The organism is Paucibacter sp. B2R-40, from assembly GCF_025717555.1.
Classification (GTDB): Bacteria; Pseudomonadota; Gammaproteobacteria; order Burkholderiales; family Burkholderiaceae_C; genus Paucibacter_A.
Window position 1 is genome coordinate 115,367 of sequence record NZ_JAJIRP010000007.1, and the last position, 26,388, is coordinate 141,754.

General features: G+C 60.8%; 23 protein-coding genes and 6 tRNA genes. 20 read left to right on the forward strand and 9 right to left on the reverse strand.

The genetic code is table 11. The features are described from left to right. Window positions 1–317 precede the first annotated feature (317 nt). The 18 genes from LNV09_RS15305 to LNV09_RS15390 all read left to right on the forward strand — a co-directional run bounded on the left by LNV09_RS15305 (window position 318) and on the right by LNV09_RS15390 (window position 15,689). Window positions 318–3,038 (forward strand): FimV/HubP family polar landmark protein, encoded by a 2,721-nt coding sequence (locus tag LNV09_RS15305; RefSeq protein WP_263557938.1) that lies wholly within the window; start codon window positions 318–320, stop codon window positions 3,036–3,038. 79 nt (window positions 3,039–3,117) lie between these two features. Then, entirely contained in the window at window positions 3,118–3,915 is a 798-nt protein-coding gene (truA, locus tag LNV09_RS15310; protein WP_263557939.1) for a tRNA pseudouridine(38-40) synthase TruA, read from the forward strand. A 7-nt stretch (window positions 3,916–3,922) separates the two neighbouring features. Beyond that, window positions 3,923–4,576: a phosphoribosylanthranilate isomerase gene (locus LNV09_RS15315; protein WP_263557940.1), complete on the forward strand. Its 654-nt coding sequence runs from the start codon at window positions 3,923–3,925 to the stop codon at window positions 4,574–4,576. A 10-nt stretch (window positions 4,577–4,586) separates the two neighbouring features. Beyond that, window positions 4,587–5,882, forward strand: a complete 1,296-nt coding sequence (gene trpB / locus LNV09_RS15320) for a tryptophan synthase subunit beta (RefSeq protein WP_263557941.1) — start codon at window positions 4,587–4,589, stop codon at window positions 5,880–5,882. Beyond that, window positions 5,879–6,676: a tryptophan synthase subunit alpha gene (trpA, locus tag LNV09_RS15325; RefSeq protein ID WP_263557942.1), complete on the forward strand. Its 798-nt coding sequence runs from the start codon at window positions 5,879–5,881 to the stop codon at window positions 6,674–6,676. Before trpB ends, trpA begins: the two co-directional genes overlap by 4 nt. 45 nt (window positions 6,677–6,721) lie before the next feature. Continuing rightward, window positions 6,722–7,594 carry an acetyl-CoA carboxylase, carboxyltransferase subunit beta gene (gene accD, locus LNV09_RS15330; protein WP_263557943.1) on the forward strand — a complete coding sequence of 291 codons (873 nt, stop codon included), beginning with the start codon at window positions 6,722–6,724 and terminating at the stop codon, window positions 7,592–7,594. A 79-nt stretch (window positions 7,595–7,673) separates the two neighbouring features. Then, window positions 7,674–9,005, forward strand: a complete 1,332-nt coding sequence (folC, locus tag LNV09_RS15335; protein WP_263557944.1) for a bifunctional tetrahydrofolate synthase/dihydrofolate synthase — start codon at window positions 7,674–7,676, stop codon at window positions 9,003–9,005. Then, window positions 9,002–9,967: an SPOR domain-containing protein gene (locus LNV09_RS15340; protein ID WP_263557945.1), complete on the forward strand. Its 966-nt coding sequence runs from the start codon at window positions 9,002–9,004 to the stop codon at window positions 9,965–9,967. Before folC ends, LNV09_RS15340 begins: the two co-directional genes overlap by 4 nt. Window positions 9,968–9,997: 30 nt before the next feature. Then, complete coding sequence (locus tag LNV09_RS15345) at window positions 9,998–10,498, forward strand: CvpA family protein (RefSeq protein ID WP_263557946.1); 501 nt, start codon at window positions 9,998–10,000, stop codon at window positions 10,496–10,498. Between the two features lie 54 nt (window positions 10,499–10,552). Continuing rightward, window positions 10,553–12,067 (forward strand): amidophosphoribosyltransferase, encoded by a 1,515-nt coding sequence (gene purF / locus LNV09_RS15350; RefSeq protein WP_263557947.1) that lies wholly within the window; start codon window positions 10,553–10,555, stop codon window positions 12,065–12,067. Continuing rightward, window positions 12,064–13,305: an O-succinylhomoserine sulfhydrylase gene (locus tag LNV09_RS15355; protein ID WP_263557948.1), complete on the forward strand. Its 1,242-nt coding sequence runs from the start codon at window positions 12,064–12,066 to the stop codon at window positions 13,303–13,305. The genes purF and LNV09_RS15355 overlap by 4 nt, the downstream gene beginning before the upstream one ends. After that, complete coding sequence (gene gltX / locus LNV09_RS15360) at window positions 13,302–14,705, forward strand: glutamate--tRNA ligase (RefSeq protein WP_263557949.1); 1,404 nt, start codon at window positions 13,302–13,304, stop codon at window positions 14,703–14,705. Before LNV09_RS15355 ends, gltX begins: the two co-directional genes overlap by 4 nt. Before the next feature lie 81 nt (window positions 14,706–14,786). After that, a tRNA-Ala gene (locus LNV09_RS15365) sits at window positions 14,787–14,862 on the forward strand. Between the two features lie 64 nt (window positions 14,863–14,926). Then, window positions 14,927–15,002: transfer RNA gene (locus LNV09_RS15370), tRNA-Glu, on the forward strand. A 94-nt stretch (window positions 15,003–15,096) separates the two neighbouring features. Further along, a tRNA-Asp gene (locus LNV09_RS15375) sits at window positions 15,097–15,173 on the forward strand. Between the two features lie 152 nt (window positions 15,174–15,325). Then, window positions 15,326–15,401: transfer RNA gene (locus LNV09_RS15380), tRNA-Ala, on the forward strand. Between the two features lie 58 nt (window positions 15,402–15,459). Further along, window positions 15,460–15,535 (forward strand) — tRNA-Glu (locus LNV09_RS15385). 77 nt (window positions 15,536–15,612) lie between these two features. Next, window positions 15,613–15,689 (forward strand) — tRNA-Asp (locus LNV09_RS15390). A 161-nt stretch (window positions 15,690–15,850) separates the two neighbouring features. Here LNV09_RS15390 and lexA read toward each other — a convergent pair. Next, on the reverse strand, window positions 15,851–16,582 hold the full coding sequence (gene lexA, locus LNV09_RS15395; RefSeq protein WP_263557950.1) for a transcriptional repressor LexA: 732 nt from the start codon (window positions 16,580–16,582) through the stop codon (window positions 15,851–15,853). Between the two features lie 99 nt (window positions 16,583–16,681). Between lexA and LNV09_RS15400 the strand changes: the two genes are divergently transcribed. Continuing rightward, window positions 16,682–17,629, forward strand: coding sequence for an asparaginase (locus LNV09_RS15400; RefSeq protein ID WP_263557951.1), 948 nt, complete (start codon window positions 16,682–16,684; stop codon window positions 17,627–17,629). 17 nt (window positions 17,630–17,646) lie between these two features. On the opposite strand, the gene LNV09_RS15405 is transcribed toward LNV09_RS15400, so the two are convergent. Continuing rightward, entirely contained in the window at window positions 17,647–18,072 is a 426-nt protein-coding gene (locus tag LNV09_RS15405; protein WP_263557952.1) for an organic hydroperoxide resistance protein, read from the reverse strand. Window positions 18,073–18,089: 17 nt separating this feature from the next. Beyond that, on the reverse strand, window positions 18,090–18,584 hold the full coding sequence (locus LNV09_RS15410) for a MarR family winged helix-turn-helix transcriptional regulator (RefSeq protein WP_263557953.1): 495 nt from the start codon (window positions 18,582–18,584) through the stop codon (window positions 18,090–18,092). Window positions 18,585–18,657: 73 nt separating this feature from the next. On the opposite strand from LNV09_RS15410, the gene LNV09_RS15415 reads away from it, so the two are divergent. Next, window positions 18,658–19,017 carry a DUF1304 domain-containing protein gene (locus LNV09_RS15415; protein ID WP_263558131.1) on the forward strand — a complete coding sequence of 120 codons (360 nt, stop codon included), beginning with the start codon at window positions 18,658–18,660 and terminating at the stop codon, window positions 19,015–19,017. 1 nt (window position 19,018) lies between these two features. Here LNV09_RS15415 and LNV09_RS15420 read toward each other — a convergent pair whose 3' ends face one another. The 6 genes from LNV09_RS15420 to dapC are packed head-to-tail and all read right to left on the reverse strand — an operon-like array spanning window position 19,019 to window position 26,370. Continuing rightward, on the reverse strand, window positions 19,019–21,019 hold the full coding sequence (locus LNV09_RS15420; RefSeq protein ID WP_263557954.1) for an ABC-F family ATP-binding cassette domain-containing protein: 2,001 nt from the start codon (window positions 21,017–21,019) through the stop codon (window positions 19,019–19,021). Beyond that, window positions 21,016–21,909 (reverse strand): 50S ribosomal protein L3 N(5)-glutamine methyltransferase, encoded by an 894-nt coding sequence (gene prmB, locus LNV09_RS15425; protein ID WP_263557955.1) that lies wholly within the window; start codon window positions 21,907–21,909, stop codon window positions 21,016–21,018. Before prmB ends, LNV09_RS15420 begins: the two co-directional genes overlap by 4 nt. After that, window positions 21,906–23,051: a succinyl-diaminopimelate desuccinylase gene (gene dapE / locus LNV09_RS15430; protein WP_263557956.1), complete on the reverse strand. Its 1,146-nt coding sequence runs from the start codon at window positions 23,049–23,051 to the stop codon at window positions 21,906–21,908. The genes prmB and dapE overlap by 4 nt, the downstream gene beginning before the upstream one ends. Before the next feature lie 26 nt (window positions 23,052–23,077). Further along, window positions 23,078–24,235: a PilT/PilU family type 4a pilus ATPase gene (locus LNV09_RS15435; RefSeq protein ID WP_263557957.1), complete on the reverse strand. Its 1,158-nt coding sequence runs from the start codon at window positions 24,233–24,235 to the stop codon at window positions 23,078–23,080. Window positions 24,236–24,252: 17 nt separating this feature from the next. Next, window positions 24,253–25,074 carry a 2,3,4,5-tetrahydropyridine-2,6-dicarboxylate N-succinyltransferase gene (gene dapD, locus LNV09_RS15440; RefSeq protein ID WP_263557958.1) on the reverse strand — a complete coding sequence of 274 codons (822 nt, stop codon included), beginning with the start codon at window positions 25,072–25,074 and terminating at the stop codon, window positions 24,253–24,255. A gap of 54 nt (window positions 25,075–25,128) precedes the next feature. After that, complete coding sequence (gene dapC / locus LNV09_RS15445) at window positions 25,129–26,370, reverse strand: succinyldiaminopimelate transaminase (protein WP_263557959.1); 1,242 nt, start codon at window positions 26,368–26,370, stop codon at window positions 25,129–25,131. Window positions 26,371–26,388 lie beyond the last annotated feature (18 nt).

Consider the following 26,388-nt stretch of genomic DNA (forward strand, 5'->3'; position numbering starts at 1 on the left):
GAGCGGTGTCTATCCAGCTTTTCAGGCTTTGCCTGAGCTTCTAAGCGTATATGCTTGCCGCTTATAAGATTTCCAACCGGAAGTGCGCATGTGGATGGCATCGTGAGCGCAGTGAAGTTGAGAGTTAGCATCGTCAAAAGAGGCGGACACCGGGTGGTGCCCGCCTTGTCGCTTGGGGGAACGCTTTGAAAACAAACTATTGCGCAGTGGACGGCATGGACAGTGCTCCGCCAAGCCTCCCCCAGGGCGGTGCTCGGGATACGGGCTTGCGGCGCTCCGCGTTCTCCCGTTTCGCCTTGTCGCATATAGCTGCAGCCGTGCTGCTTGCATCCAGCGGTAGTGCTTGGGCCTTGGGCCTTGGGCGTTTGTCGGTGCAGTCTGCCTTGGGTGAAACCTTGAAGGCGGAAATCGATATCACCAGTCTGAGCGCCGAAGAGGCGGGCTCTTTGAAGGTGCGCATCGCGCCGCCTGAGTCCTATCGCGCGACCGGCGTCGAGTACAACTCGGTCTTGACCAGTACGCAGGTGCAAGTTGTCAAAAAAGACGGCCGTACCTTTCTGCGCGTCAGCAGCGATCGCGCGGTGCAAGAACCTTTTGTTGATGTGATTCTTGAGCTTACCTGGGCAAACGGTCGTTTGGTGCGTGAGTACACCTTGCTGTTCGATCCCCCGACAGCGACGCGGCCCAATGGATCGGCTGGATCGGCTGTAGCGGCTGCGCCGGTCGTGACGGCTGCGCCGGTGATCTCACCAGCGCCGGTGGCACAAACCGAAGCCGTGCCTGCTGCTCCTCCAGCGGCGCCTGTCACTATTCCTGCCTCCCCCTCTCCCGTTCCCTCACCCAGTCCTGCGCCGAGCCCGGCCGCTAGAGCCGCGCGTGATGTTGCCGCGCCAATCCCGGCGCCAGCGTCTGCGGCACGTGCTGCGGCCGCGGCGGCTGCGCCGGCAGCTTCGGCGGCGTCTGAATACAAGGTCAAGCCTGGAGATAGTTTGTCGCGTATTGCCGGCAAGACGCAGCCGGAGGGTATCTCGCTTGACCAGATGTTGGTCGGATTGTTTCGCAACAATCCAGACGCGTTTCTGGACAGCAATATGAACCGCCTGCGCAGCGGCGTGGTCCTGCAAGTGCCGTCCAGCGAGACTTTGGGCGCCACATCGACTGCCGATGCCCGGCAGATCATTCGCGCTCAGAGCGCTGATTTCAGCGCCTACCGCCTGCGTTTGAGCAGCGCAGCGCCGACCTTGCAAACAGATCAAAGCCAGCGCCAAGCCAAAGGCAAGGTAGAGGCTGCGGTGGAAGATCGCAAGCCCGCGCCGGCTCCCACGCCTGACAAGCTCACCCTCAGCAAGGCCGCCAGCGCGGCCGCCGATGCCAAGCTGGCCAATGCTTCGAAAGAAGCCGAGAAGAAAGACGCCGCCGCGCGCATGGCCGAGTTGACGCGCAATGTTGAGGAACTGAAGAAAATCTCCAGTGCAGCCAAGCCAGCCGCCGTTGCATCGGCTGCACCCGCACCCGCACCTGTGCCTGCGTCCTCTGCTGTGGTAGCTGCGCCGGCACCGGCACCGATAGCTGTCCCGGCGCCAAGCCCTGCGGCGGCGCCCGTCGCAGCCGCATCCGCTGTGGCCGGCCTGCCGACAACCGTAGCTGCCTCTGCGCCGGCCAAGCCGCCGGCAGCAGCCTCGGCTGCGTCGGCTGCCAGTGCAGCCGTGGCGCCGAGCGAGGCGACCGAACCAGGCTTGCTTGAAAATCCCCTGGCCTTGCCTTTGGGTGCGGCTCTCTTGGCGGCTGTCGGTGGCCTGACTTGGTACCGTTTGCGTGGTCGCAAGGCTGCGGCCAAGGCCGACACAGGATTCCACGAAAGTCGTCTGCAGCCCGATTCGTTCTTCGGTGCCACCGGCGGCCAGCGCGTGGATACGCGTGACGCCACCGGTGCGGCTTCCTCGATGAACTATTCGCTCAGCCAGTTGGATGCGATTGGCGATGTGGATCCGGTGGCCGAGGCCGATGTTTACCTGGCCTATGGGCGCGACTTGCAAGCCGAGGAAATTCTCAAGGAAGCTCTGCGCGCCACGCCTGAGCGCATGGCGATCCGGCTCAAGTTGCTGGAGGTCTATGCCAAACGCCGCGACACCAAGGGCTTTGAGCAGCTCGCCGTGCAGCTCTATGCGGAAACCAAGGGGACCGGCGAAGACTGGGCGCGTGCGCAGGAATTGGGCCGGCAGATTGACCCAGAGAACCCGCTCTATCAGCCCGGCGGCGTGCCCAGCCAGCAAAGTGATGGCCGCGAAGTGCATCCCGAGCCTATGGACGCCAGCACGATGCCGCACACGGTCGGCCATTTGGCCACCGAGCCTGCCGGTCGCAGCGCGCCGGTTGAAGCTGGTCCTATGAGCGGCTTTGACCTGGATCTGGACCTGGACTTAGCTGCACCGCCAGCTCCGGTATCGCCGCTCGCGATGGAGGCCACTCAGGCGATGACGACGACGGTTGAACAGGCGCCGTTCTCCATGGACTTTGATTTGTCGGAGCCACCCGCAGCAGCAGTGCCGCCCGCTGCGGCTGCGGCGCAGGATCCCGCGGCGCCTGCCGCCGGCAATGATCTTGAGTTCGATCTGGACGACTTCGGCACATTGGACGATGAACCTACGAATCGTCCCGCATCGGCTGATGCCGGCAATGCGCTCGACTTCGACCTCGGGTCGATTGATCTGTCCTTGCCCGAATTGCCCAGCGCTGCTGAAGCGCCGATTCCGGTGGCCGAGTCGGTCGCCCTGGACGGTGATTTTGGCGCCGAGTTTGATGAGCTGATGAAAGCCGGCGAGCCTGAGCCCGAGCCGGCGGCGGTTGATCCCTTGGCGGACGCCTTTGATTTGATGGACGACGGCGGTGACCCCTTGATGCGTCAGCTTGAATTGGCCGATGAGTTCCGCCAGATCGGTGACACCGAGGGCGCCCGTGAGGTCTTGCAGGAATTGATCTCCAAGGCCAGTGGCCCCTTGCGCGACAAGGCGCAAGCGATGCTGAACGATTTGCGCTGATTGTTGCGAGACAATCCGAAGCGCCCGGCCCAGTCCGGGCGCTTTTTCTATTCTGGAGGCGTCAATTGAGTGCAGTCCGATGCGTGTAGTGCTGGGGGTCAGTTACCGTGGTCGGGCCTATCACGGCTGGCAAGCCCAAGCCGACCGGCAAACCGTGCAGGATGTGCTGGAAGCTGCGTTGAGAAAATTCACCGCCAGCGATATACGCACCGTCTGTGCCGGACGCACCGACGCTGGCGTGCACGGCCTCAATCAGGTGGTGCACTTTGACACCGAGGTGAACCGCGACGCTGCTTCCTGGGTGCGCGGCACGAATTGCTTTTTGCCTGCCGACGTGGCGATTCAATGGTGTGTGTTCGCGGCGGAGCCCTTCCACGCGCGCTTTGCCGCTCAGGGTCGGCGTTACAGCTATGTCTTGCTGGAGTCGCCGGTGCGGCCTGCAATAGAGGCGGGCTCGGTCGGTTGGGTGCATTACAGGCTGGACGGCGAAGCGATGCGCCAGGCCGCGGACCTGCTCTTGGGTGAGCATGACTTCAGCGCTTTTCGCTCGTCGGAATGTCAGGCCGCCTCGCCGATCAAGACCATGCGCAGCATCTCGATTGCCAAACAGGGTGACTACTGGCGCTTTGATTTTGACGGTTCGGCTTTTTTGCACCATATGGTGCGAAATCTGATGGGCAGCCTGCTGGCTGTCGGGCGCGGAACCCGCGATCTGCCCTGGTTTGCCGGCGTGCTGGCCGGCAAGGATCGCAAGTTCGCTGCGCCAACGTTTCCTGCTGATGGCCTTTATTTCGTCGGCCCCTATTACGCGGCCGAGTACCAAATTCCGAGCCAGACCTCAGCGATGGGCTGGTTGCCCGGCGCGCCTCAACCTTGATGAATCCATGAAGAACCGAACGCGCATCAAAATTTGTGGTCTGACCCGCGAGGCCGATGTGCTCGCCGCCGTCGAGGCCGGTGCAGACGCGATTGGATTTGTTTTCTACGCCAAGAGCGCACGCTACGTCAGCCCGGCGCGTGCCGCCGAGTTGGCCCAACTGCTGCCGCCTTTTGTGACGCCGGTGGGCCTGTTCGTCAACGCGAGCGCGGCTGAATTGGAGGCAGGCTTGCGTGCGCTACCCAATATGCTGCTGCAGTTTCACGGCGATGAGACCCCGCAAGACTGCGCGCGGCCGGGCCGTCCCTATATGCGCGCTGCTCGCATGGAGCCGGGCTTTGATTTGGTAGACTACGCCCAACAACATTCAGCCGCCCAAGCGATCTTGCTCGACGCCCATGTCGAGGGTTATGGCGGTGGTGGAAAGGTCTTCGATTGGTCTCTCATTCCAAAAAACCTGGGCTCTCCCCTCGTTTTGTCTGGTGGGTTGCATGCCGGAAATGTGCTGGCTGGGATCACGCAGCTGCGGCCCTGGGCCGTTGACGTCAGCTCGGGCGTAGAGGCGCAAGGACGCGGCCTCAAATGCGCCAAGCTGATGCGTGAGTTCTGTGAGGCGGTCGCTCAAGCCGATGCGCTCGCAGCGAGTAGTCCCGAAATCTGAGAGATTCCCCATGAATAGCTATTCCCAACCCGATGCCCAAGGGCATTTCGGCCCGGTCAAGGGCCAAACCTACGGTGGCAGCTTTGTTGCCGAAACCTTGGTGCATGCGCTTGATGAGCTGAATGCGGCCTACGCGCATTACAGCCAGGACGCGGACTTCATTGCCGAGTACAAAAAAGAGCTGGCTCATTTTGTCGGCCGCCCAAGCCCGATCTATCACGCCGACCGACTCAGCCGCGAGCTCGGCGGCGCGCAGATCTTTCTCAAGCGCGAAGACCTCAATCACACCGGTGCGCACAAGATCAACAACACCATTGGCCAGGCCTTGTTGGCCAAGCGTATGGGCAAAAAGCGCGTGATCGCCGAAACCGGCGCCGGCCAGCATGGCGTGGCCACGGCCACCATCTGCGCACGCTACGGCATCGAATGCGTGGTCTATATGGGCAGCGAAGACATCAAGCGCCAGTCGCCCAACGTCTATCGCATGCATTTGCTCGGTGCGCGGGTGGTACCGGTCGAGTCGGGGTCCAAGACCTTGAAGGATGCGCTCAACGAGGCGATGCGCGACTGGGTCACCAATGTCGAATCGACCTTCTACATCATTGGCACCGTGGCCGGCCCGCATCCCTATCCGATGATGGTGCGTGACTTTCAGCGCATCATCGGCGATGAATGCCTGGTGCAGATGCCTGAGCTGATTGGCCGCCAGCCCGATGCCGTGATCGCTTGCGTGGGCGGCGGCAGCAATGCGATGGGAATTTTCTACCCCTACATCGAGCATGCCGGTACGCGCTTGATTGGTGTCGAGGCGGCCGGAGAGGGGATCGAGTCTGGCAAGCATGCCGCGACCTTGTCGGCCGGCAGCCCCGGCGTCTTGCACGGCAATCGCACCTATTTGCTGCAGGACGACAACGGCCAGATCATCGAAACCCATTCGATCTCGGCCGGCCTGGATTACCCCGGCGTTGGCCCCGAGCATGCCTATCTGAAGGATATCGGACGGGCCGAATATGTCGGCGTTACCGATGCCGAGGCCTTGGCGGCTTTCCATCATCTGTGCCGCACCGAGGGCATCATCCCGGCGCTGGAGTCCAGCCATGCGGTGGCCTATGCGATGAAGCTGGCGCCGACGCTGCCTGCCGATCAGCATTTATTGGTCAATCTGTCCGGGCGCGGCGACAAGGACATCGGCACGGTTGCCGATCTCTCGCAGGCGGAGTTCTTCTGCCGGCCTTCATGCAAAGGCCAGTCCGTGAAGGGTGGCGATGCGGTCCTTGCCTTGCCCAAGAACGGAGGTCAGCCATGAGTCGCATCCAAGCTACCTTTGCTCGCCTTGCCGCCGAGGGCCGCAAGGCCTTGATTCCTTTTGTCACCGCTGGCTACCCTTACCCGGATGTGACGGTCGAGTTGATGCTGGCGATGGCCGAGGCCGGCGCCGATGTGATCGAACTCGGCGTGCCTTTTTCCGACCCGATGGCCGATGGCCCGGTGATTCAGCGTGCGGCCGAGCGCGCCGTCAAGGCCGGCATTGGCCTCAAAGCTGTGCTGGCCGATGTGCAGGCGTTTCGCGTCAGCAATCAACTCACGCCCGTGGTCTTGATGGGCTATGCCAATCCGATCGAGCGCTATGGGCTTGACCGCTTTGTACTCGACGCCAAGGCCGCCGGCGTGGACGGTGTGTTGGTGGTTGATTACCCGCCCGAGGAATGCGTGCGTTTTGCTGCTTTATTGAAGGAGCAGGACATGGACGCGATTTTCTTGCTTGCACCGACCTCGACCGACGCGCGCATGCAGCGTGTCGGTGAGGTCGCCAGCGGCTATGTCTACTACGTCTCGCTGAAGGGCGTGACCGGTGCCGGGCACTTGAACACGGCCGCAGTGGCCGAGATGATTCCGCGCATCCGGCGTCACATATCGGTGCCGGTCGGCGTCGGTTTTGGCATCCGCGATGCAGCCACGGCGCGTGCGGTCGCCGATGTCTCGGACGCTGTCGTCATCGGTTCGCGACTGGTTGAGCTGCTGGAGGTTCAGCCGCGCGATAATGTTGCGTTGACGGGTGCTCAGTTCATCCGCGAAATTCGTAGTGCTTTGGACGCCTGAGGCTTTCAGCGCGCCACCTATCATCAAGATAAAAGGAGTCTGCTTGTGAGTTGGCTTGAAAAACTTCTGCCGCCGAAGATGCAGCAAACCGACCCGACCGAGCGCCGTATGGTGCCGGAAGGTTTGTGGATCAAGTGTCCGTCTTGCGAGACGGTCTTGTACAAGACCGACTTGGAGCAAAACGTCAATGTTTGCCCCAAGTGCAGTCATCACCACCGCATCGGCGCGCGCGCGAGGTTGAATGCCTTTCTCGACGGCGAAGGCCGTTATGAGATCGGCCAAGAGGTCCTGCCGGTGGACGCCTTGAAGTTCAAGGACAGCAAGAAGTATCCCGACCGGCTCAAGGACGCGCTGGAGCAAACGGGTGAAACCGATGCCTTGGTGGTGGTGGGCGGTGCCTTGATGACCATCCCCGTGGTGGCGGCCTGCTTTGAGTTCAACTTCATGGGCGGCTCAATGGGCTCGGTGGTCGGCGAGCGCTTTGTGCGCGGCGTCGAGACGGCGATCGAACAAAAGACGGCCTTCATCTGCTTCACTGCCACCGGCGGCGCGCGTATGCAAGAAGGCTTGTTGAGCCTGATGCAGATGGCCAAAACGAATGCGTCTTTGACCCGGCTGGCCAAAGCCAAGTTGCCCTTTATTAGCATCTTGACCGATCCAACCATGGGCGGCGTGTCGGCCAGCTTCGCCTTCGTTGGCGATGTGGTGCTGGCCGAGCCCAAGGCCTTGATCGGCTTTGCCGGCCCGCGCGTGATCGAAAACACCGTGCGCGAGAAACTGCCGCCGGGTTTCCAGCGCGCCGAGTTCCTGCTCGAGAAGGGCGCTGTGGACATGATTGTTGATCGGCGTGAGCTGCGTGAAACCGTGGCGCGCCAGTTGGCGATGCTGCAGCGCATGAGTTCGGACGCGGTAGCTTGAGCGGTCCCCTGATTTCGCTGTAAAAACCCCCAGCGGCCAGGCCCACAAGGTCTGGCCGTCTTGTTTTGCGCCAAAACATATGTTGCCCACCAGCCTAGAAGAATGGCTCGCTCACTGCGAGCGCCTGCACCCCAAGACCATAGACATGACGCTGGATCGCGTCATCAAATTGCGCGACCGTCTGGGCTTGAAGTTCGAGCCGCCCGTGGTGATGGTGGCCGGCACCAATGGCAAGGGATCGACTTGCGCGATGCTGGAGGCTATCGCTTTGCAGGCCGGCTACAGGGTGGGCTTGTATATCAAGCCGCATCTGGTGCATTTTCAGGAGCGCTGCCGAGTCGGCGGTGAGTCGGTATCGGCGGCCTCTTTGCTGCCCCACTTCGCGGCCGTGGAAGCGGCGCGTGGCGAGTTGACCCTGTCTTACTTTGAGTTCACCACGCTGGCCATCATGCTGCGTCTGGCGGCCGAGCCGCTCGACCTGGTGATTCTGGAGGTTGGCCTGGGTGGGCGCCTGGATGCCGTCAATGTGATCGATGCCGATTGCGCCGTTATCACCAGCATCGATCTGGACCACACCGAATACCTGGGGCCGGACCGTGAGTCGGTCGGGCGCGAGAAGGCAGGCATCATGCGTGCCGGTCGCACCGTTGTTGTCAGCGACCCCATGCCGCCGGCCTCGCTGGCCATACGCGCCGCTGAGATCGGCGCAGATTTGCGTCAGCTCGGTCGAGACTTCACCTACAGCGGTGACCGCCAGCAATGGCAATGGTCGGGCCGCGAGCGCCGTTTCAGCGGCATGGCCTACCCGGCGTTGCGCGGCGTCAACCAGTTGCTCAATGCTGCCGGCGTGCTGGCGGTGTTTGAAGTCCTGTACCAGCGGCTGCCGATCAGCGCGCAGGCGGTGCGCAATGGCCTGGCCATGGTGGAGCTGCCGGGGCGCTTTCAGGTCGTTGCGGGTCAGCCCAACCTGGTACTGGATGTCGCGCACAACCCGCATGCGGTGGCGGCCTTGGCACAAAACCTGGACCAGATGGGCTTCTTCCCGCGCACGCATGCGGTCTTCGGTGCGATGGCGGACAAAGACCTGGACGGCATTTTTCAGAAAATGGCACCGCTGGTTGACGCTTGGCATTTCTGTGATCTTGAACTCCCACGCGCGGCCAAGGCTGAGGCCTTGCTGGCGCAGTTTGAGGCGCTATGTTCGGCCGGCGGCTTGAAGCCACCGAAAGAATTGAGCCTGCATGTGCACCCGAGCCCCGCCGAAGCGCTGGCTGCGGCGACCGTTGCCGCCGACCCCGCTGATAGAATTCTGGTCTTCGGTTCCTTCTTCACCGTTGGCGGTGTGCTCAAGAACGGTGTGCCGCGTTTGCAGGCCGGCAAGCCGCCTCAAACCAGCAGTTCTCAGTCTTGATTCCACGGCTTCCGCAAGGGAGCCGATTCATTTCGCTTCATCTCGTCGAGCCGGCTCACGCTGCCATTCTTGCCATGGGTCTGTTGTCATTCTTTAAACGCGGTGAAGCCAATTCGGCCGCGACTTCAAGCGCGAAGTCAGGGGCCAAATCGGGTGCAAAACCTGTGGCAGATGCCGCTGATGCGGTGCAGCATTTGCGCCTGCGCGCTCGCCATCGCCTGATCGGCGCGGCACTGCTGGTTGGTATCGGAGTGATTGGCTTCCCGCTGCTGTTCGAGACCCAGCCCCGCCCGATTCCGGTTGATCTCCCGATTGACATCCCAGGCAAAGAAGCCGTGCCGCCCCTGCGTGTACCGGCGCAACTTCAAGCACCGGCCTTGCCGCCGCTGCCCGCTCCGACCGAGCAGGCGGCAACGGACAACCCAGTTTTGCCAGCTAGTGCTCAAAAGCAAGTGGGTGCCGGGTCTGCGGAAAAGGAGCCTGCCGCGACGCTGCCAGCAACCGGCACCGTCAAGCTCGATTCAATCAAGCCTGAGCCTAGAACAGAAGCTAAAGCAGAACCCAAGCCGGAGCCAAAGGTTGAGCCCAAGCAGTTGGCAAAGCCCAGTGAAAAAACGCCTGACAAAAAGGTCGCGGAACATCATCCTGACAAGGCCGCCTCGCAGCAAGAGGCCGCCCGGGTGCAGTCGCTGCTGGAGGGTAAAGCCGGTCAGAGTAAAGCGGCTGAATCGGGACAGCGCGCCATTGTTCAGGTGGGAGCTTTTGCCGATGCGAACGCAGCGCAAGAGGTTCGTATCAAGGTCGAAAAGCTTGGCCTGAAAACCTATACGCAAGTGCTAGAGACGCCCGGCGGTAAGCGCGTGCGGGTGCGTGTGGGGCCGTTCGCCAGCAAAGATGAGGCGGACAAAGCCGCCGCAAAATTGCGCGCCAGCGGCTTGTCGCCGGCGGTGTTGACGCTTTGATGTCGGATTTGAATAGCGCGGTGGTCTTGTTTGAGTAACCTGACGAGTTGGGTCGACTGGGCCTTGTTGGCTCTGCTGGCCGGCTCGGCCTTGCTGGGCTTGTGGCGCGGCTTGGTGTTTGAGTTGCTGTCAATTGCTGGCTGGTTGATCGCCTATTTCGGCGCGCCCGCATTGGCACCCTTGGTGGAGTCTTGGCTGCCGCAGCAGCGCTTTGAGGCAGGCATGCTGCATGTGCTGGGCCTGAGCTTGAGTTTTATATTGATCTTGCTGGTTTGGACGCTGGGTGCGAAGTTGGTGCGGGCCTTGCTGCACGCAACCCCCTTGAGCGTGATCGACCGTTTGCTGGGTTGTATGTTTGGATTTTTGCGTGGCTTGCTGGTGTGCTTGATCATGGCTGTTTTGGTCAGCATGACGCCGGCCAAGGACTGGTCAAGTTGGCAAGAGTCACAACTGGCCGCTGGCTTGCAAAAAGTACTGCACGAAGTTCGTCCGGCGCTGCCGGATGAAGTGCTGAAATATGTCCCTGCCTGAGCCCGCGCTCAGGCCCTGAATTTTGTTTGTGTCCCTTCAAGACAAGGAAATACCATGTGCGGCATCGTCGGCGTGATCTCTCGCTCACCGGTTAACCAGCTGATTTATGACGGACTGTTGCTGCTGCAGCATCGCGGTCAGGATGCTGCTGGCATCGTCACCATGCAGGGCAATAAATGCTTTATGCACAAGGCCCGTGGCATGGTGCGCGACGTCTTCCGCACACGCAATATGCGCGCCTTGCCAGGCAATATTGGGCTGGGCCAAACGCGCTACCCGACCGCCGGCAATGCCTATAACGAAGAAGAGGCGCAGCCTTTTTACGTCAACGCGCCATTCGGTCTGGTCTTGGTTCATAACGGCAACCTGACCAACGCGCAAAGCTTGAAGACCGAGCTCTACGACATTGATCGCCGCCACATCAACACCGAAAGCGATTCCGAAGTGCTGCTCAATGTGCTGGCGCATGAAATCGAGCAAGTCGTTCGCGACGCGCCGCTGAGCGCCGAAGGTTTGTTCAAAGCCGTGGCTGCGGTGCACAAGCGCATCAAGGGCTCATATGCGGTGATCGCGCTGATCGCCGGACACGGCATGTTGGCGTTTCGTGACCCCTTTGGTATTCGCCCGCTGTGCTTTGGTCAGGCGGAAAGCGGTGAACATATGGTGGCCAGCGAGAGTGTCGCGCTGGAGGGCACCGGCTTCAAATTGACGCGCGACGTTGCTCCCGGCGAGGCCTTGTTCATCGACATGGACGGCAAGTTGCATACACAGCAATGCGCCGAGAATCCGACGCTGAACCCCTGCATGTTCGAGTTTGTTTACCTGGCCCGCCCGGACTCGGTGATGGACGGCATTTCGGTCTACCAAGCGCGGCTGAATATGGGTGAAACCCTGGCTCAGCGCTTGATCTCCACCATGCCTCCGAGCGACATCGACGTGGTGATCCCGATTCCGGAGTCGAGCCGGCCGTCCGCGATGCAATTGGCGCACCGCATCGGTAAACCCTACCGGGAAGGTTTCGTCAAGAACCGCTATGTCGGCCGCACTTTCATCATGCCGGGCCAAGGCGAGCGCAAGAAGTCGGTGCGCCAAAAGCTCAACGCGATCGGGCTGGAATTCAAGAACCGCAATGTCTTGTTGGTGGATGATTCGATCGTGCGCGGCACCACCTCGAAGGAGATCGTGCAAATGGCCCGCGAGGCCGGGGCGCGCAAGGTCTATCTGGCCTCTGCCGCGCCACCGGTGCGCTACCGCAATGTCTATGGCATCGACATGCCGACCAGCGAAGAACTGGTTGCGCATAACCGCAGCAATGAGGAAATCCGGCAGTTCATCGGCGCCGATGCCTTGATCTATCAAGATGTTGATGCGATGAAGCGTGTGGTCGCCGCCTTGCAACCGGCCTTGGACGGCTTTGAGGCTTCGTGTTTCGACGGGATCTATGTCACCGGCGATGTGACCGCCGAAGATTTCGCCAAGCTCGAAGCACAGCGGCGCAGCCAAGGCGATGAAGAGGACGGCCCGGCGCGCACGCGGCTGGCTTTGCAAAGCGGGGGTGATGGCCGATGAGCAGTGAAGAAGCTCGCCGCCTTGCCCGCGCGCAGTTGCCGGACGGTTTGCGTCCCGAGACCTTGGCCGTGCGCCTGGCCCTCGCGCCCAGCCAGCATGGCGAGAACTCGGAAGCATTGTTTCTGACCAGCGCTTATGTGCAGCCCGATGCGCAGACCTCGGCGCAGCGCTTTGCCGCGTCGGAAGACTTCACCTACTCGCGCACCAGCAACCCGACGGTGCGCAGTTTGGAGTTGCGCCTGGCGGCGATGGAAGGCACGGAAGGCGCAATCGCCACGTCGACCGGCATGAGCGCCATCCTGCTTTTGTGCATGGGCTTGCTCAAGGCCGGCGACCATGTGATCTGCTCGCGCTCGGTGTTTGGCTCGACGATCAATCTGTTCGCCAAAGAGTTCGGCAAATTCGGTGTCGACACCACCTTTGTCTCGCAAACCGATCTGCAGGAATGGCAGTCGGCGATTCGGCCCAACACGCGTATTTTGTTCGCCGAAACGCCGACCAACCCGCTGACTGAAGTCTGCGATATCCGCGCGTTGGCCGATATGGCCCATGCCGGCGGCTCATTGCTGGTGGTGGACAACACCTATTCCACCCCGGCCCTGCAACAGCCGGCCAAACTTGGTGCGGATCTGGTCATGCACTCAGCGACCAAATATATGGACGGCCAGGGCCGGGTCATGGGTGGCGCGCTTTGTGGTCCCAATCACCTGATCAAGGACATTTTCGCCCCGGTCCTGCGCACCGTCGGCATGACGCTTGCCCCGTTCAATGCCTGGGTGATTCTCAAGGGCCTGGAAACGCTGAACTTGCGCATGCGAGCGCAGAGCGAACAAGCGCTGGCCGTGGCGCGCTGGTTGGAGGCGCGGCCCGAAGTGGCGCGCGTCTATTGCCCCGCGTTGCCTTCGCACCCACAGCACCAATTGGCGATGCGCCAGCAGTCGGGGCAGGGCGGGGCGGTGCTGTCGTTCGAGTTGCGCGCGGCGACGCCCGAAGCCGCACGTGCGGCTGCCTTTCATGTCATCGACAGCACCCGAGTGCTCAGCATCGCCACCAATCTGGGCGATACCAAGTCCATCATCACGCATCCTGCCACCACCTCGCATGGGCGCCTCAGCGAAGCTCAGCGCCAGGCCGCCGGCATCAGCCAAGGTCTGATTCGCCTTGCCGTCGGGCTGGAGCATGTTGACGACATCACCGACGACTTGCTGCGTGGACTTTCTACTTTGCCATCCCTATGAGCCAAAACCCATCTACCCCCGTCCGCACGCGTATCGCGCCTTCACCCACCGGCTTTTTGCATCTGGGTACCGCCCGCACGGCCCTTTTCTCTTGGGCCTATGCACGCCACTTCGGCGGCCAGTTTGTGCTGCGTATCGAAGACACCGACGTTGCCCGTTCGACCCAGGACTCGGTCGAGCAGATCCTCGCTTCGATGCAGTGGTTGGGGCTGGACTATGACGAAGGCCCGATTTACCAGATGCAGCGGCTGGAGCGCTATAGCGCCGTCGTTGAGCAATTGATAGCCGAGGGCAAGGCCTATCGCTGTTACTGTTCGCCGGCAGAATTGGATGAAATGCGCGAAGCGCAGCGCGCACGTGGTGAAAAAACGCATTACGACCGCCGCTGGCGGCCGGAGCCCGGCAAGGTCTTGCCGGCCGCACCCGAAGGCGTGCAGCCGGTCGTGCGTTTCAAGAACCCGCTCGAAGGTGATGTGACCTGGGACGATGTGGTCAAAGGCCCCATCACCATCAACAACCGCGAGATCGACGACCTGATCATCGTCCGCCCGGATGGTGTGCCGACTTATAACTTCTGCGTTGTGGTCGACGACTGGGACATGAACATCAGCCATGTCTTCCGCGGCGATGAGCATGTCAACAACACGCCTTGGCAGATCAATATCTTCAATGCGCTCGGCGCGCCATTGCCGCAGTTTGGCCATGTGCCGGTGATTCTGGGTGATGACGGCCAGAAATTGTCCAAGCGTCGAGGCGCGGTCAGTGTGACCGCCTATGAAGATGCCGGCTATTTGCCCGAGGCGATGTTGAACTATCTGTCGCGCCTGGGCTGGAGCCATGGAGATGAAGAGCTGTTCTCGCGCGAGCAATTGGTGGCTTGGTTTGATGGCTCGCACTTGAGTAAGAGTCCGGCGCAATGGGACCCCGCCAAGTTGGAGTGGGTCAATAGCCAGTACATCAAGCAAGCCGATGACGCGCGACTGGCCGTTTTGGTCGCGGCTCAACTGCTTAAACGCGGCTTGACGGTTGACGTTGCGACCCTGGTTCCAATGTGCGCGCTGTTCAAGGATCGGTGTGCTACTACGGTCGCCCTGGCGGACTGGTTGATCATGTACTTCGCACCGGTTGCGCCAACAGCAGAGGATTTGGCGGCGCATCTGACCGAAGCAGTCAAGCCGGCGCTTCAAACCTTGGCGATCAAGCTGGCTGAGGCCGAATGGAGCAAGATGGGCATTGCCGCAGCGATCAAGGAAACCATCACTGCCCACGGCATCAAGATGCCTTTGCTGGCTATGCCAGTGCGTGCTTTGGTGTGTGGACGCGTGCAAACACCGAGCGTGGACGCCGTACTGGCCTTGTTCACAAAAGAAATTGTCATCGATCGCTTGCGCTCCAGTTGAAATTCATACTACAATCTATGTCTTGCTTGAACAGCGCGAAACGCTAGGGCATCAACTAAGTTGACGTTCTGGAGTTTTTAAGGGGGTATAGCTCAGCTGGGAGAGCGCTTGCATGGCATGCAAGAGGTCAACGGTTCGATCCCGTTTATCTCCACCAAATATTATCGGTGTAATGTTGATACTATTTGGATGGCGCGCAGTTCAGGAAAGTAGAAGGTTTAGTCCCCTTCGTCTAGAGGCCTAGGACACCACCCTTTCACGGTGACTACAGGGGTTCGAATCCCCTAGGGGACGCCAAGTTTTACAAAACTTGGTAGTTGTTTGAAAGAGTTAAAAAATTTCAAAACAACTACAAATTTGTTAAGTATATATGTGATACACTTATATACATGGAGTGGTAGTTCAGTTGGTTAGAATACCGGCCTGTCACGCCGGGGGTCGCGGGTTCGAGTCCCGTCCACTCCGCCAAAATTGTGACGTTCAGCAAAATGCTGAATTAGGTTGAAGCAGCGAGATATTTGCTGTTAGGTATCGCTAAAAGCGGCCAAGAAATTGGCCGCTTGTTTTTGAGTAGTGCAGTATTGAATAATCGAGCTTGAACAGCGCGATGCCCGGAATTTGGGGGTATAGCTCAGCTGGGAGAGCGCTTGCATGGCATGCAAGAGGTCAACGGTTCGATCCCGTTTATCTCCACCATTTGCTTTCGGGCGAGTGGTTGGCGCGCGGTTCAAGTAGATAAGATTTAGAAGGTTTAGTCCCCTTCGTCTAGAGGCCTAGGACACCACCCTTTCACGGTGACTACAGGGGTTCGAATCCCCTAGGGGACGCCAAGTTTGACAATGCTTGGTATTCATCAGATTGATGGATACAAATTTTGTTCGATGCGCTGAAGCAATTCAGCACATTTGGAGTGGTAGTTCAGTTGGTTAGAATACCGGCCTGTCACGCCGGGGGTCGCGGGTTCGAGTCCCGTCCACTCCGCCAATATTGAAAGCCCCGGAAACATTTGTTTCCGGGGCTTTTTCTTTTGCTGGTACAGCTTAGGCATCTTCTGGCCATTGCTGCATCAACTTGGATGTACAGCAAGATATCTCAATCGATAGAAACCGAGTTTGTCTGCAAGTCAAACTCAGCTTCACCATAGTTCAGAGAAACATCTGATTTCGTATCAATCCCACTGCCAAGCCCTCAAGCGAGAAACTTTCGTCGCCGGACTTAATCAGAATGGGTGAGAACTCAGGGTTCTCCGGCAAAAGCTCAATACCGCTGCGGTTGCGTTTAAATCGTTTCACCGTGACTTCGTCACCAATGCGGGCCACCACGATTTGGCCGTTGCTGGCTTCACTGATCTTCTGGACGGCCAGCAAGTCGCCGTCCATGATGCCTATGTCTTTCATGCTCATGCCCCGCACTTTGAGCAAGAAATCCGGTTGGCGGACGAACATATTCGCTTCAACGGTATAACTTTGTTCAATATGTTCTTGTGCCAGGATGGGTTGGCCCGCCGCTACCCGGCCTACCAGCGGCAACGTGAGCTGCGCCAAGCTCGCCAGTGGTAGGCTGAATTGAGTGTCAAACGATCGCTGTTTTGACTCTGGTTCGGTGGCTTTGCGGCCGTCTCGCGCATCCCGGGCCTCGTTCAGGGCGCGCAATGTGTCAGACTTCAGCCTGATGCCTCTCGAAGTGCCGCCCACCAACTCGATCACGCCTTTGCGGGCAAGGGCTTGCAAATGTTCTTCGGCGGCATTGGCGGAGCGAAATCCCAACTCCCGTGCAATTTCGGCTCGGGTCGGTGGTGCGCCGGTGCTTTCAATGGCGCTGCGAACTAAGTCGAGGATTTGCTGTTGGCGGGCGGTGAGTTTGGGGCTGACATCCATGGAAGTCCTCTGCTATTGCTGGCCTGAATATATATCCAGTAACTGTATTTTCATCCAGGTTGACGAAAATTGCAAAACACAAATGAACTGATCAGTGGTTTGTCCCAAACAAACCGAGCGGATTTGGTGGTGCTATTGGGCACCGGCGGCACGATTGCCGGCACGGCACAAGATGCGGCCGACAACGTCGGCTATCAGGCGGCGCAGTTGGGCGTTGCTGAATTGGTGCAGGCTATTCCGCCCTTGGGGCGACGGCGGTTAGAAACCGAGCAAGTTGCCCAACTAGACAGCAAGGACATGGACTTTGCGACATGGCAAAAGCTCGCAACGCGCGTGGCCGCGCATTTGGCCAGGCCCGAAGTAGCGGGTATCGTCATCACCCACGGTACCGATACCTTGGAGGAAACCGCTTACTTTTTGCATCGCGTATTGGCTCCTAGCAAGCCGCTGGTGTTGACCGCTGCGATGCGGCCTGCGACAGCGCTGCAAACAGACGGACCGCAGAATCTGCTGGATGCCGTCAATGTCGCACTTGACCCTCAAGCGCACGGCGTGTTGGTCGTTTTTGCGGGTGCCGTGCATTCGGCCGCTCAAGTGCGCAAGATTCACAGTTACCGGGTGGACGCTTTCGCTTCGGTTGATGGTGCAAGGTTGGCCGTGGTGGAAGAGGGTGCGGTTCGATGGCTGGGCGGGCTTGAAGGCGGGCAGCCGCCCTTTGGGCTGAGCATTGTCAGTGCCGCCGCAGCAAATTGGCCGCGCGTGGAAGTCTTGCTGAACTACGCAGGCGCTGACGGTGCGGTGGTCGATGCGCTGGTCAATTCCGGCGTGAATGGGCTGGTGGTAGCAGGCACCGGCAATGGCAGTCTGTCGCTGAAATTGGACGCCGCCTTGCGCGCAGCCCAGGCACGGGGGGTGGCCGTGCTGCGCAGCACTCGCTGTGATGCCGGCCCGGTGACCGAGTCCGCAGACGCCTTGCCCAGCGCCGGTGCGCTCAGCCCGGTCAAGGCCCGGGTCGAGCTTTTGCTCAGGCTGATGGCGGCCGGCTAACTGGCCGCCATCGAGTCTTAGACCACTGTCAAGGTCACGTCGATATTGCCGCGCGTGGCGTTGGAGTAGGGGCAGACCTGGTGAGCTGCTTGGACCAATTGTTCGGCGGCTTCGCGGGCCATGCCGGGCAGGCTGATATGCAAGGCCACCTGGATGCTGAAGCCGGTTGGGATCGGGCCAATGCCCACATCGGCGGTGATGGACAAATCCGCCGGCAGGGCAGTTTTTGTCTTGCCCGCAACTGCCTTCATCGCGCCGATGAAACAGGCCGAATAGCCCGCCGCAAACAACTGCTCCGGGTTGGTGCCAGGGCCACCTGCGCCGCCCAGTTCTTTGGGGGTCGACAAGGTGACGCTGAGCGTCCCGTCCGGTGTGGCCGACTTGCCTTCGCGGCCGCCGGTCGAGGTGGCGTGGGCGGTGTATAAAACTTTTTCGAGTGCCATTTTGTTGAGGTCTTTCTTCAAGGGTTGAGGGAAGGGACGGGGAAAAGACTGAGCTGCTGGCGCAACTGATGAAGGCGCTGGGTCAGTGATTGGAGTTCTTCCAGGGAGCAGGCGGTCGCGCAGGCCATCTGCGGTGGAATCTGGCGGGCTTGCACGCGCAGTGCGTTACCCGCTTCGCTCAGGAAGATGTCGACCCGGCGCTCATCATCAACAGCGCGTTGCCGATTGATCAAGCCATTCGCTTCGAGTCGTTTGAGCAAAGGCGTCAAGGTGCCGGAATCCAGTGACAGGCGTTGGCCAAGGCTTGAGACGCTCATGCCGTCCGACTCCCACAGCAGCAACATCACCAGATACTGCGGATAGGTGAGCCCGAGCGCAGCAAGCAAGGGTTTGTATTGCTTGGTCATGGCCAAAGAACTGGCATAAAGCGCAAAGCACAGTTGCCGGTCCAGCTGCAGCCATTCGTCGGCGCTGGACTGGGTCCGTGCAGGGGTGGCTTTTCGTCTGAGCATGGGATGTAATGTAGAGTGCAATTAAATTGCACACAATCTAAGTGGTTATTTACCCGCGAAGAGAGACTCGATGATGACCTTGATCGCTAACGCGCTACTGACCCTGGTGGCCGCACTGCACCTGTATTTTTTGGTGCTGGAGATGTTCTTGTGGACCAAGCCACTGGGGCTGAAGACCTTTAGGCTGACGCCGGAGTTTGCCCAGGCCAGCAAGGCGCTGGCCGCCAATCAGGGGCTGTACAACGGCTTTCTGGCTGCCGGCCTGCTCTGGGGTTTGAGCCAAGGCGCGGCAGGCCATGCAGTGCAGTTGTTCTTCTTGGGCTGCGTGGTGGTGGCGGGCCTGTTTGGCGCCGCCACCGTCAGCCGCAAGATTGCTTTCATCCAGGCGCTGCCGGCCGCCTTAGGAATGGTGGCCGTGCTTCTGAGCGCCTGACTTAGTTCGCGGCGTGCAGCGCGTCGACTTCGGCGCTAAGCTCCAGCCAACGCAGCTCGGCAGTTGCGAGTTCGTCGTGGATGGCCTTCAAGCGCCGGCCTGACTCGGCAATTTGAGCCGGTGTGGCGGTGCCAGCGCCCAACTGCGCCTCGACGGCCGTGCGCTCGTCCGCCAGCTTGTTCAGCTGGGCGTCGATGGCGTCCATCTCGCGGCGCAGCGGCTTGGTTTGCTCGGCCAGCTTTTGGCGCGCTTGACCGCTTGTTTTGCGGTCTGTGGGCGCAGCTGCGGGCGCTGGGGCAGGTGCGGCCACCGTTGGCGCGGCAGGCTTGCCTGCATTCTTGATGGCACTCTTTGCCGCAGCTTTGGCGGCTTCTTTAGCGGCCTTGGCGGCCTCCTTGGATTGCTCCAGCAGCCACTTTTGGTAATCGTCCAGATCACCGTCGAACGGCGCCACCACGCCCTTGGCCACCAGCCAGAATTCGTCGCAGACCTCGCGCAGCAAGGCGCGGTCATGGCTGACCAGCATCACCGTGCCTTCGAACTCGTTCAGCGCCATCGACAACGCCTCTCGCGTGTTCAAGTCCAGATGGTTGGTTGGTTCATCCAGCAGCAAGAGGTTGGGGCGCTGCCAAACCAGCATGGCCAGCACCAGGCGTGCTTTTTCGCCGCCGGAGAGGCTGCCGACCTCCTGATTGACCATCGGGCCGACAAAGCGGAATTGGCCCAAAAAGTCGCGTAGCTCCTGCTCGCGCGCGCCTGTCCCGCCGTTGGCCGCCATGTCCTTGGCCAAGCGCACCATGTGCGAGAGCGGGCCTTCATCGGGGCGCAAGACGTCCATTTCCTGCTGGGCAAAGTAGCCGATCGTCAGGCCTTTGCCCTCGGTGATCATGCCGCCCATCGCGCGCTGCGCGCGGGCCACGGTTTTCACCAAGGTCGACTTGCCCTGACCGTTGGCGCCCAGGATGCCAATGCGCTGGCCGGCCAGCACCGAGCGGTTGATGCCGCGCACGATCACGTTTTCGCCTTCGTCGGTGTCGTAGCCACAGGCGACTTCGTCGAACATCAACATCGGATTGGGCAGGTTCAGCGGCTCGCGGAACTCGAACGAAAAATCGGCCGAAGCCAAGACAGGCGCCAGGCGCTCCATCCGTTCCAGCGCCTTGACCCGGCTTTGCGCCTGCTTGGCCTTGCTGGCCTTGGCTTTGAAGCGGTCGATGAACTTTTGCAGATGCTCGATGCGGTCTTGCTGCTTGCCAAAGGCCGCTGCCTGCAAGATCATGCGCTCGGCACGCATCGACTCGAAGGCCGTGTAGTTGCCGCCGTATCGCATCAGCTTGGCTTCGTCCAGATGCAGGGTTACTTTCGTGATCGCGTCGAGGAATTCGCGGTCATGGCTGATCACGATCAGCGTGCCTTCGTAGCGCATCAGCCAGGCTTCCAGCCAGACCAGCGCGTCCAAGTCCAAGTGGTTGGTCGGCTCGTCCAGCAGCATCAGCTCGGCCGGGCACATCAGTGCGCGGGCGAGCTGCAAGCGCATGCGCCAGCCGCCCGAGAAGCTGTTCACTGGGGCGTCAACTTGCGCGCCCTTGAAGCCCAGGCCCATCAGCAGCGCTTGCGCACGTGGGCGGGCGTCAAAGGCGCCAGCATCGCTGAGCATCGCGTGGGCATCGGCCATCGCGTGGCCGTCTTCGGCGGCTTCGGCCGCGTCCAGTGCCATGCGGGCTTCCATCAGGCGGCGGTCACCCTCCAGCACATAGTCGGTGGCCGGCATCTCGGTCTCGGGCATGTCCTGTGCAACTTCGCCGACGGCCCATTGGCGCGGGATATCGACCTCGCCCTTGTCGTTTTGCAGGCGGTTGGTCAGCATCGCAAAGAGGCTGGACTTGCCGGCGCCGTTGCGCCCGACCAGGCCGATTTTTTCACCCGGTTGCAGAGTGACGGAGGCATCGTCGAGGACGACCTTGGTGCCGCGCCGCAGCGTGATATTGCGTAGCGTGATCATGATGCGAGTAGGGCCTTTTCTTTTCTCAATGCTGCAGGGGTAACGATTAACACTTGATAGTCTCCGGCCGATGTTGCCATCCAGGCCACTTCAAGCTGCGGGAAGGCAGCGTAAAAATATTCGCACTCATTGCCGATTTCCAGCACCAGCAGGCCGTTCTCGGTCAAGTGCTCGGCGGCTTGACTGAGCAAGCGGCGCACAAAATCCATGCCATCCGCGCCGCCCGCCAGGGCCAACTCGGGCTCGGCGCGGTACTCGGCGGGCAGCGTGCTCATAGCATCCGCGTTGACATAAGGCGGATTGCACAAAATCAGGTCATAACGCGCAGCTTCAGCGGCCACCGGCGCGAAGCCGTCGCCTTGCAGCAAGCGGATGCGTTCGCCCAGACCATGCTTGTCCACATTGATGCGGGCCACGGCCAGCGCGTCGGCGCTCAAGTCGATCGCGTCGACCTGCACCTCGGGCCAGGCCATTGCGGCCAGCACGGCCAGCGAGCCATTGCCGGTGCACAGATCGAGCACCCGCCGGGTTTTATCCGACAGCCAGGAGTCGATCGCCTCATCGGCGATCAACTCGGCGATCAGACTGCGCGGCACGATGGCTCGCTCGTCGATGTAAAAGGGCACGCCCTGCAGCCAAGCTTCCTGGGTCAAATAGGCGGCGGGCTTGCGGGTGGCAATGCGCTGCTCGAGCAAGGCCTCAATTTTGGCCGAGCTCTCAGGGCTCAGGGCGTCTTGCTCATGCTCTTCCAGGCTGTCTAGGGCTAAGCCGCAGCTCCACAAGACCAACCAAGCAGCTTCGTCAAAAGCATTCGTTGTGCCATGCCCAAAAGAAACGCCCGCTTCGGTCAAGCGGGCGGCGCTTTGTTCAATACAGTCAATCAGCTTCACAGCAGTAGGTTCTCCAGCGTCAAGCGGTAAATATTTTTCAAAGGATCCAGGCTGTCGGCGGGCAAGTACTCGTCGACCTTGTGGATGCTGGCGTTGATGGGGCCGAACTCGATCACCTGGGGGCAGATCTTGGCGATGAAGCGTCCGTCCGAAGTGCCGCCGGTGGTGGAGAGTTGGGCCGTGAGGCCGGTCTCTTGGCGAATCGCCGCGCAGACGGCTTCGCTCAAGCTGCCGACCGGCGTCAAAAACGGCTCGCCGCCCAGCGTCCAGTCCAATGCGTACTCGAGGCCGTGGCGCTCCAGCAGAGCCAGCACGCGGGCCTTCAGACCCTCGGGCGTTGACTCGGTCGAGAAGCGGAAATTGAAGTCCAACACCATCTCGCCGGGGATCACATTCGTCGCCCCGGTGCCGGCGCTGATATTGGAGATCTGGAAGGTGGTGGCAGGAAAGTACGCGTTACCAGCATCCCAAACCATGCCCGCCAATTCGGCCAAGGCCGGTGCTGCCTGGTGGATCGGATTGCGTGCCAATTGGGGGTAAGCCACATGACCTTGAATGCCCTTGACCCTGAGCTTGCCGCTGAGCGTGCCGCGTCGGCCGTTCTTCAGCATATCGCCGACGGCATCAACGGAGGTCGGCTCGCCGACGATGCAGTAGTCCAAACGTTGGCCACGTGCCTGTAAAACCTGGCAGCAAACCTTGGTGCCATCGATCGACGGGCCTTCCTCGTCGCTGGTCAGCAAGAAGGCCAGGCTGCCCTCATGGTCGGGGTGAGTGGCGACAAATTCTTCCGTCGCGACCACCATCGCCGCGACCGAACCCTTCATATCGGCGGCGCCGCGACCGTAGATGCGGCCGTCCCGGTAGCTGGGCACAAAAGGGTCACTGGCCCAGGCGTCCAGTCGGCCCGGCGGCACCACATCGGTGTGGCCGGCGAACATCAGCACCGGTCCGTCCGACCGGCCACGTTTGATCGCCCAAAGATTGCTGACGCGAAAGCTCTCCGGCCCGCTGTCCATGCTTTCGATCTCGAAACCGATGGCCGCCAAGCGGGCGCCAATCAGCTCTTGGCAGCCGGCATCCAGCGGCGTGACGGACGGACGCGCAATCAGCGCCTCCAGCAGGGCAAGGGTGTCGGACATGGAATTGTTCTTGTCTATGCAGCGTTTCAATCCTGGCGCACGTCCAGGGTGATCTCGGTAAAGCTGGCCTCATCGCTGGGCGTGGCCTCAGGCTGTTTGCTAGATGGTTTGCTGGCGCCGGGCGCGTCGTTTTGCAAACGCCACAGCAAATTGGTCGGCGAGTCCGCAAAGGCCAGACCTTCTTCGCGTGTGATGGTGCCGTCAATGATCAGTTTGGCGAAGTTCTCTTCATAGGTCTGCGAGCCCTCGGCCATGGATTTTTCCATGGCCTCCTTGACGCCGGCAAAGTCGCCATGCTCGATCAACTCCGAGATCAGCTTGGTGTTGAGCAAGATCTCGATCACCGGGATGCGCCCGCCTGCCGAAGCCCGCACCAAACGCTGCGAAACGATGGACTTCAGGCCTGCCGCCAGGTCATTCAACAAAGCCGGGCGTGATTCCGGTGTGTAGAAAGACAGGATGCGGTTCAGCGCGTGATAGCTGTTATTGCCATGCAAGGTCGCCAGCACCAAGTGGCCCGACAGCGCGTAGGAGATCGCCGCGGTCATGGTTTCGCGGTCGCGAATTTCGCCGATCAAGATGCAATCCGGCGCTTGACGCAGCGCGTTCTTCAGCGCAATTTGCAGCGAGGCAGTGTCGCGCCCGACCTCGCGCTGGTTGACCACCGAGCGCTTATTGCTGAACAGGTATTCGAGCGGATCCTCGATAGTGAGGATGTGGCCGCTCATATTCTGGTTGCGCTGCTCCAGCATCGAGGCCAGCGTGGTGCTTTTGCCCGTGCCGGTGGCGCCCACCATCAAAATCAGGCCACGCTTTTCTTGCACCAGCTTGCCCAACACCGGCGGCAGATTGAGCTGCTCCAGTGACGGGATATTGTGCGGAATATGGCGGAATACGCCGGCAATGCTGCCGCGCTGGCGAAAGCCCGAGAGCCGAAAGCTGCCCACCTTGCTGACCGCCACGGCCATATTCAACTCGCCCGTTGCATCCAGCTCAGCCAGCTGCGCCGGTTCCACCACTTCGGCAATCAGCTGCCTCGGCTGGGTATGGGTGAGGACCTGGTCGGACAACTGCACGATCTGCCCGTTCAGGCGGATCAAGACCGGCATATTGGCCGACAGGTAAACGTCAGACGCGCCTTTGTCGGCCATCAAGCGCAGGATGCGCTCCATATTTCCACTCATGCCGGCCCCGCTCCAGTTCAGTCGCGCAGCAAGTCGTTGATGCTGGTCTTGGCGCGCGTACCGGCATCGACCTTCTTGACGATGATGGCGGCATAGAGGCTGTACTTGCCATCGTTTTTGGGCAGGCTGCCGCTGATCACGACCGAGCCGGCGGGCACGCGGCCGTAAGTGACGGTGTCGAGTTCGCGGTCATAAATCGGCGTGCTCTGGCCGATGTAGACGCCCATCGAGATGACCGAGTTTTCTTCGACGATCACGCCCTCGACCACTTCCGAGCGGGCGCCGATGAAGCAGTTGTCTTCGATGATGGTCGGGTTGCCTTGCAGCGGCTCCAGCACGCCGCCGATGCCCACACCGCCGCTCAGATGCACGTTCTTGCCGATCTGCGCGCAGCTGCCGACCGTCGCCCAGGTGTCGACCATGGTGCCTTCATCGACATAGGCGCCGATGTTCACGTAAGACGGCATCAGGATCACGTTCTTGGCCAAAAAACTACCGCGTCGCGCAACGGCCGGCGGCACCACGCGCACGCCCATGGCGCGGATGGCGTCTTCGGACAAGCCACCGAACTTGGTCGGCACCTTGTCGAAGAAGGTCATGTCGCCTGCACCCATCAGGCGGTTGTCATTGAGGCGGAAAGACAGCAAGACCGCCTTCTTGACCCACTGATGCACGACCCACTGACCGACGGCTTGACGCTCGGCGACGCGCAAGCGACCCGCATCCAGCTCGGCCATCACCTGCTCAACGGCTTCGCGCACTTCCGGCGCATTGGCGGCATTGATGGAGGCGCGACCTTCCCAGGCCAGATCGATGGTGGATTGCAATTGTGTTGTCATGAATCAGCTCAAAGAAAGTCAGGGAATAGAGGTGAAGAAAAACTCAAGGCGCGGTCAAAGCGAGTCTTTGAAGGACTGCACATAGGCGACGATGCGCTCGGCCGCCTCCATGCATTCGCTCTGCTCGGCCACCAGGGCCAAGCGGATTCGACCGGCTCCCGGGTTGATGCCATGCGCCTCGCGCGCTAGCAAGCTGCCCGGCAGCACCGCGACATTGTATTGAGCCAGCAGACCTTGGGCGAAAGCGACGTCGTCACCGGCGTGAATATGGGCCGGAACTTCGGCCCAAAGGTAAAAGCCCGCGTCCGGCAAAGCGACCCGCATATGCGCTGCCAACAGCGGCGTGACCTGGGCGAACTTGGCGCGGTATTGCGCCCGGTTGGCGACTACATGGGCTTCGTCATTCCAGGCCGCCACGCTGGCCGCCTGCACGATGGGGCTCATCGCGCTGCCGTGGTAGGTGCGGTAGAGCAAGAAGCGCTTGATGATGCTCGCGTCCCCTGCCACAAAGCCCGAGCGCAGGCCCGGCACATTGGAGCGCTTGGACAGGCTGGTGAAGGCGATCAGATTGCTGAAGTCGCTGCGGCCCAGCTTGGCCGCCGCCTCCAGCCCACCCAGCGGCGCGGACTGCGGGCCTTCTTCGCCAAAATAGATCTCCGAATAGCATTCGTCCGAGGCGATCACGAAGCCATGCCGGTCGGACAACTCGAACAGCGCCTGCCACTCGCTCAACGGCATCACAGCACCCGTCGGGTTGCCCGGTGAGCAGACATACAACAGCTGGGTACGGCACCAGGTGGGCTCGTCGATCTCGCTCCAGTTGGCGGCGAAATTTCGCGCCGGGTCACTATTGGCAAAAGCCGTCTGAGCACCGGCCAGAAGCGCCGCGCCTTCGTAGATTTGATAAAAGGGATTCGGGCAGACCACGGTGGCGCCGGGGCGGCTTGGGTCAATCACCGTCTGGGCCAAGGCGAACAAGGCCTCGCGCGAACCATTGACCGGCAGGACCTGTGTCGCCGCGTCCAAGTTCAAGCTATAGCGGCGCTGCAACCAGGCGCAGATCGCTTCGCGTAGCGAGGGCTCGCCAGCGGTGGCCGGGTAGCCCGACAAACCCTTCAAGCTCGCCATCAAGGCATCTTCGATCAGCTTGGGTGCCGGATGCTTGGGCTCGCCAATGCCCAGACTGATAGGGCGGTAGGCGGGATTGGGCGTGATGCCGGCCGTCAAAGCTCGCAAACGCTCGAAGGGGTAGGGGTGGAGCTTGTCCAGCAGCGGGTTGTGAGGTGCGGTTTTCATCTTGTTGGAACTCGTTCG

Coding starts and splice junctions, on each gene's coding strand:
- LNV09_RS15420 (WP_263557954.1), bottom strand. CDS start 21,019: ATGATCACGCTACGCAATATCACGCTGCGGCGCGGCACCAAGGTCGTC.
- dapE (WP_263557956.1), bottom strand. CDS start 23,051: ATGTCCGACACCCTTGCCCTGCTGGAGGCGCTGATTGCGCGTCCGTCC.
- LNV09_RS15410 (WP_263557953.1), bottom strand. CDS start 18,584: ATGCTCAGACGAAAAGCCACCCCTGCACGGACCCAGTCCAGCGCCGAC.
- folC (WP_263557944.1), top strand. CDS start 7,674: ATGTTGCCCACCAGCCTAGAAGAATGGCTCGCTCACTGCGAGCGCCTG.
- purF (WP_263557947.1), top strand. CDS start 10,553: ATGTGCGGCATCGTCGGCGTGATCTCTCGCTCACCGGTTAACCAGCTG.
- lexA (WP_263557950.1), bottom strand. CDS start 16,582: ATGGATGTCAGCCCCAAACTCACCGCCCGCCAACAGCAAATCCTCGAC.
- LNV09_RS15355 (WP_263557948.1), top strand. CDS start 12,064: ATGAGCAGTGAAGAAGCTCGCCGCCTTGCCCGCGCGCAGTTGCCGGAC.
- LNV09_RS15315 (WP_263557940.1), top strand. CDS start 3,923: ATGAAGAACCGAACGCGCATCAAAATTTGTGGTCTGACCCGCGAGGCC.
- LNV09_RS15435 (WP_263557957.1), bottom strand. CDS start 24,235: ATGAGTGGAAATATGGAGCGCATCCTGCGCTTGATGGCCGACAAAGGC.
- trpB (WP_263557941.1), top strand. CDS start 4,587: ATGAATAGCTATTCCCAACCCGATGCCCAAGGGCATTTCGGCCCGGTC.
- LNV09_RS15415 (WP_263558131.1), top strand. CDS start 18,658: ATGACCTTGATCGCTAACGCGCTACTGACCCTGGTGGCCGCACTGCAC.
- truA (WP_263557939.1), top strand. CDS start 3,118: ATGCGTGTAGTGCTGGGGGTCAGTTACCGTGGTCGGGCCTATCACGGC.
- dapD (WP_263557958.1), bottom strand. CDS start 25,074: ATGACAACACAATTGCAATCCACCATCGATCTGGCCTGGGAAGGTCGC.
- gltX (WP_263557949.1), top strand. CDS start 13,302: ATGAGCCAAAACCCATCTACCCCCGTCCGCACGCGTATCGCGCCTTCA.
- dapC (WP_263557959.1), bottom strand. CDS start 26,370: ATGAAAACCGCACCTCACAACCCGCTGCTGGACAAGCTCCACCCCTAC.
- trpA (WP_263557942.1), top strand. CDS start 5,879: ATGAGTCGCATCCAAGCTACCTTTGCTCGCCTTGCCGCCGAGGGCCGC.
- LNV09_RS15405 (WP_263557952.1), bottom strand. CDS start 18,072: ATGGCACTCGAAAAAGTTTTATACACCGCCCACGCCACCTCGACCGGC.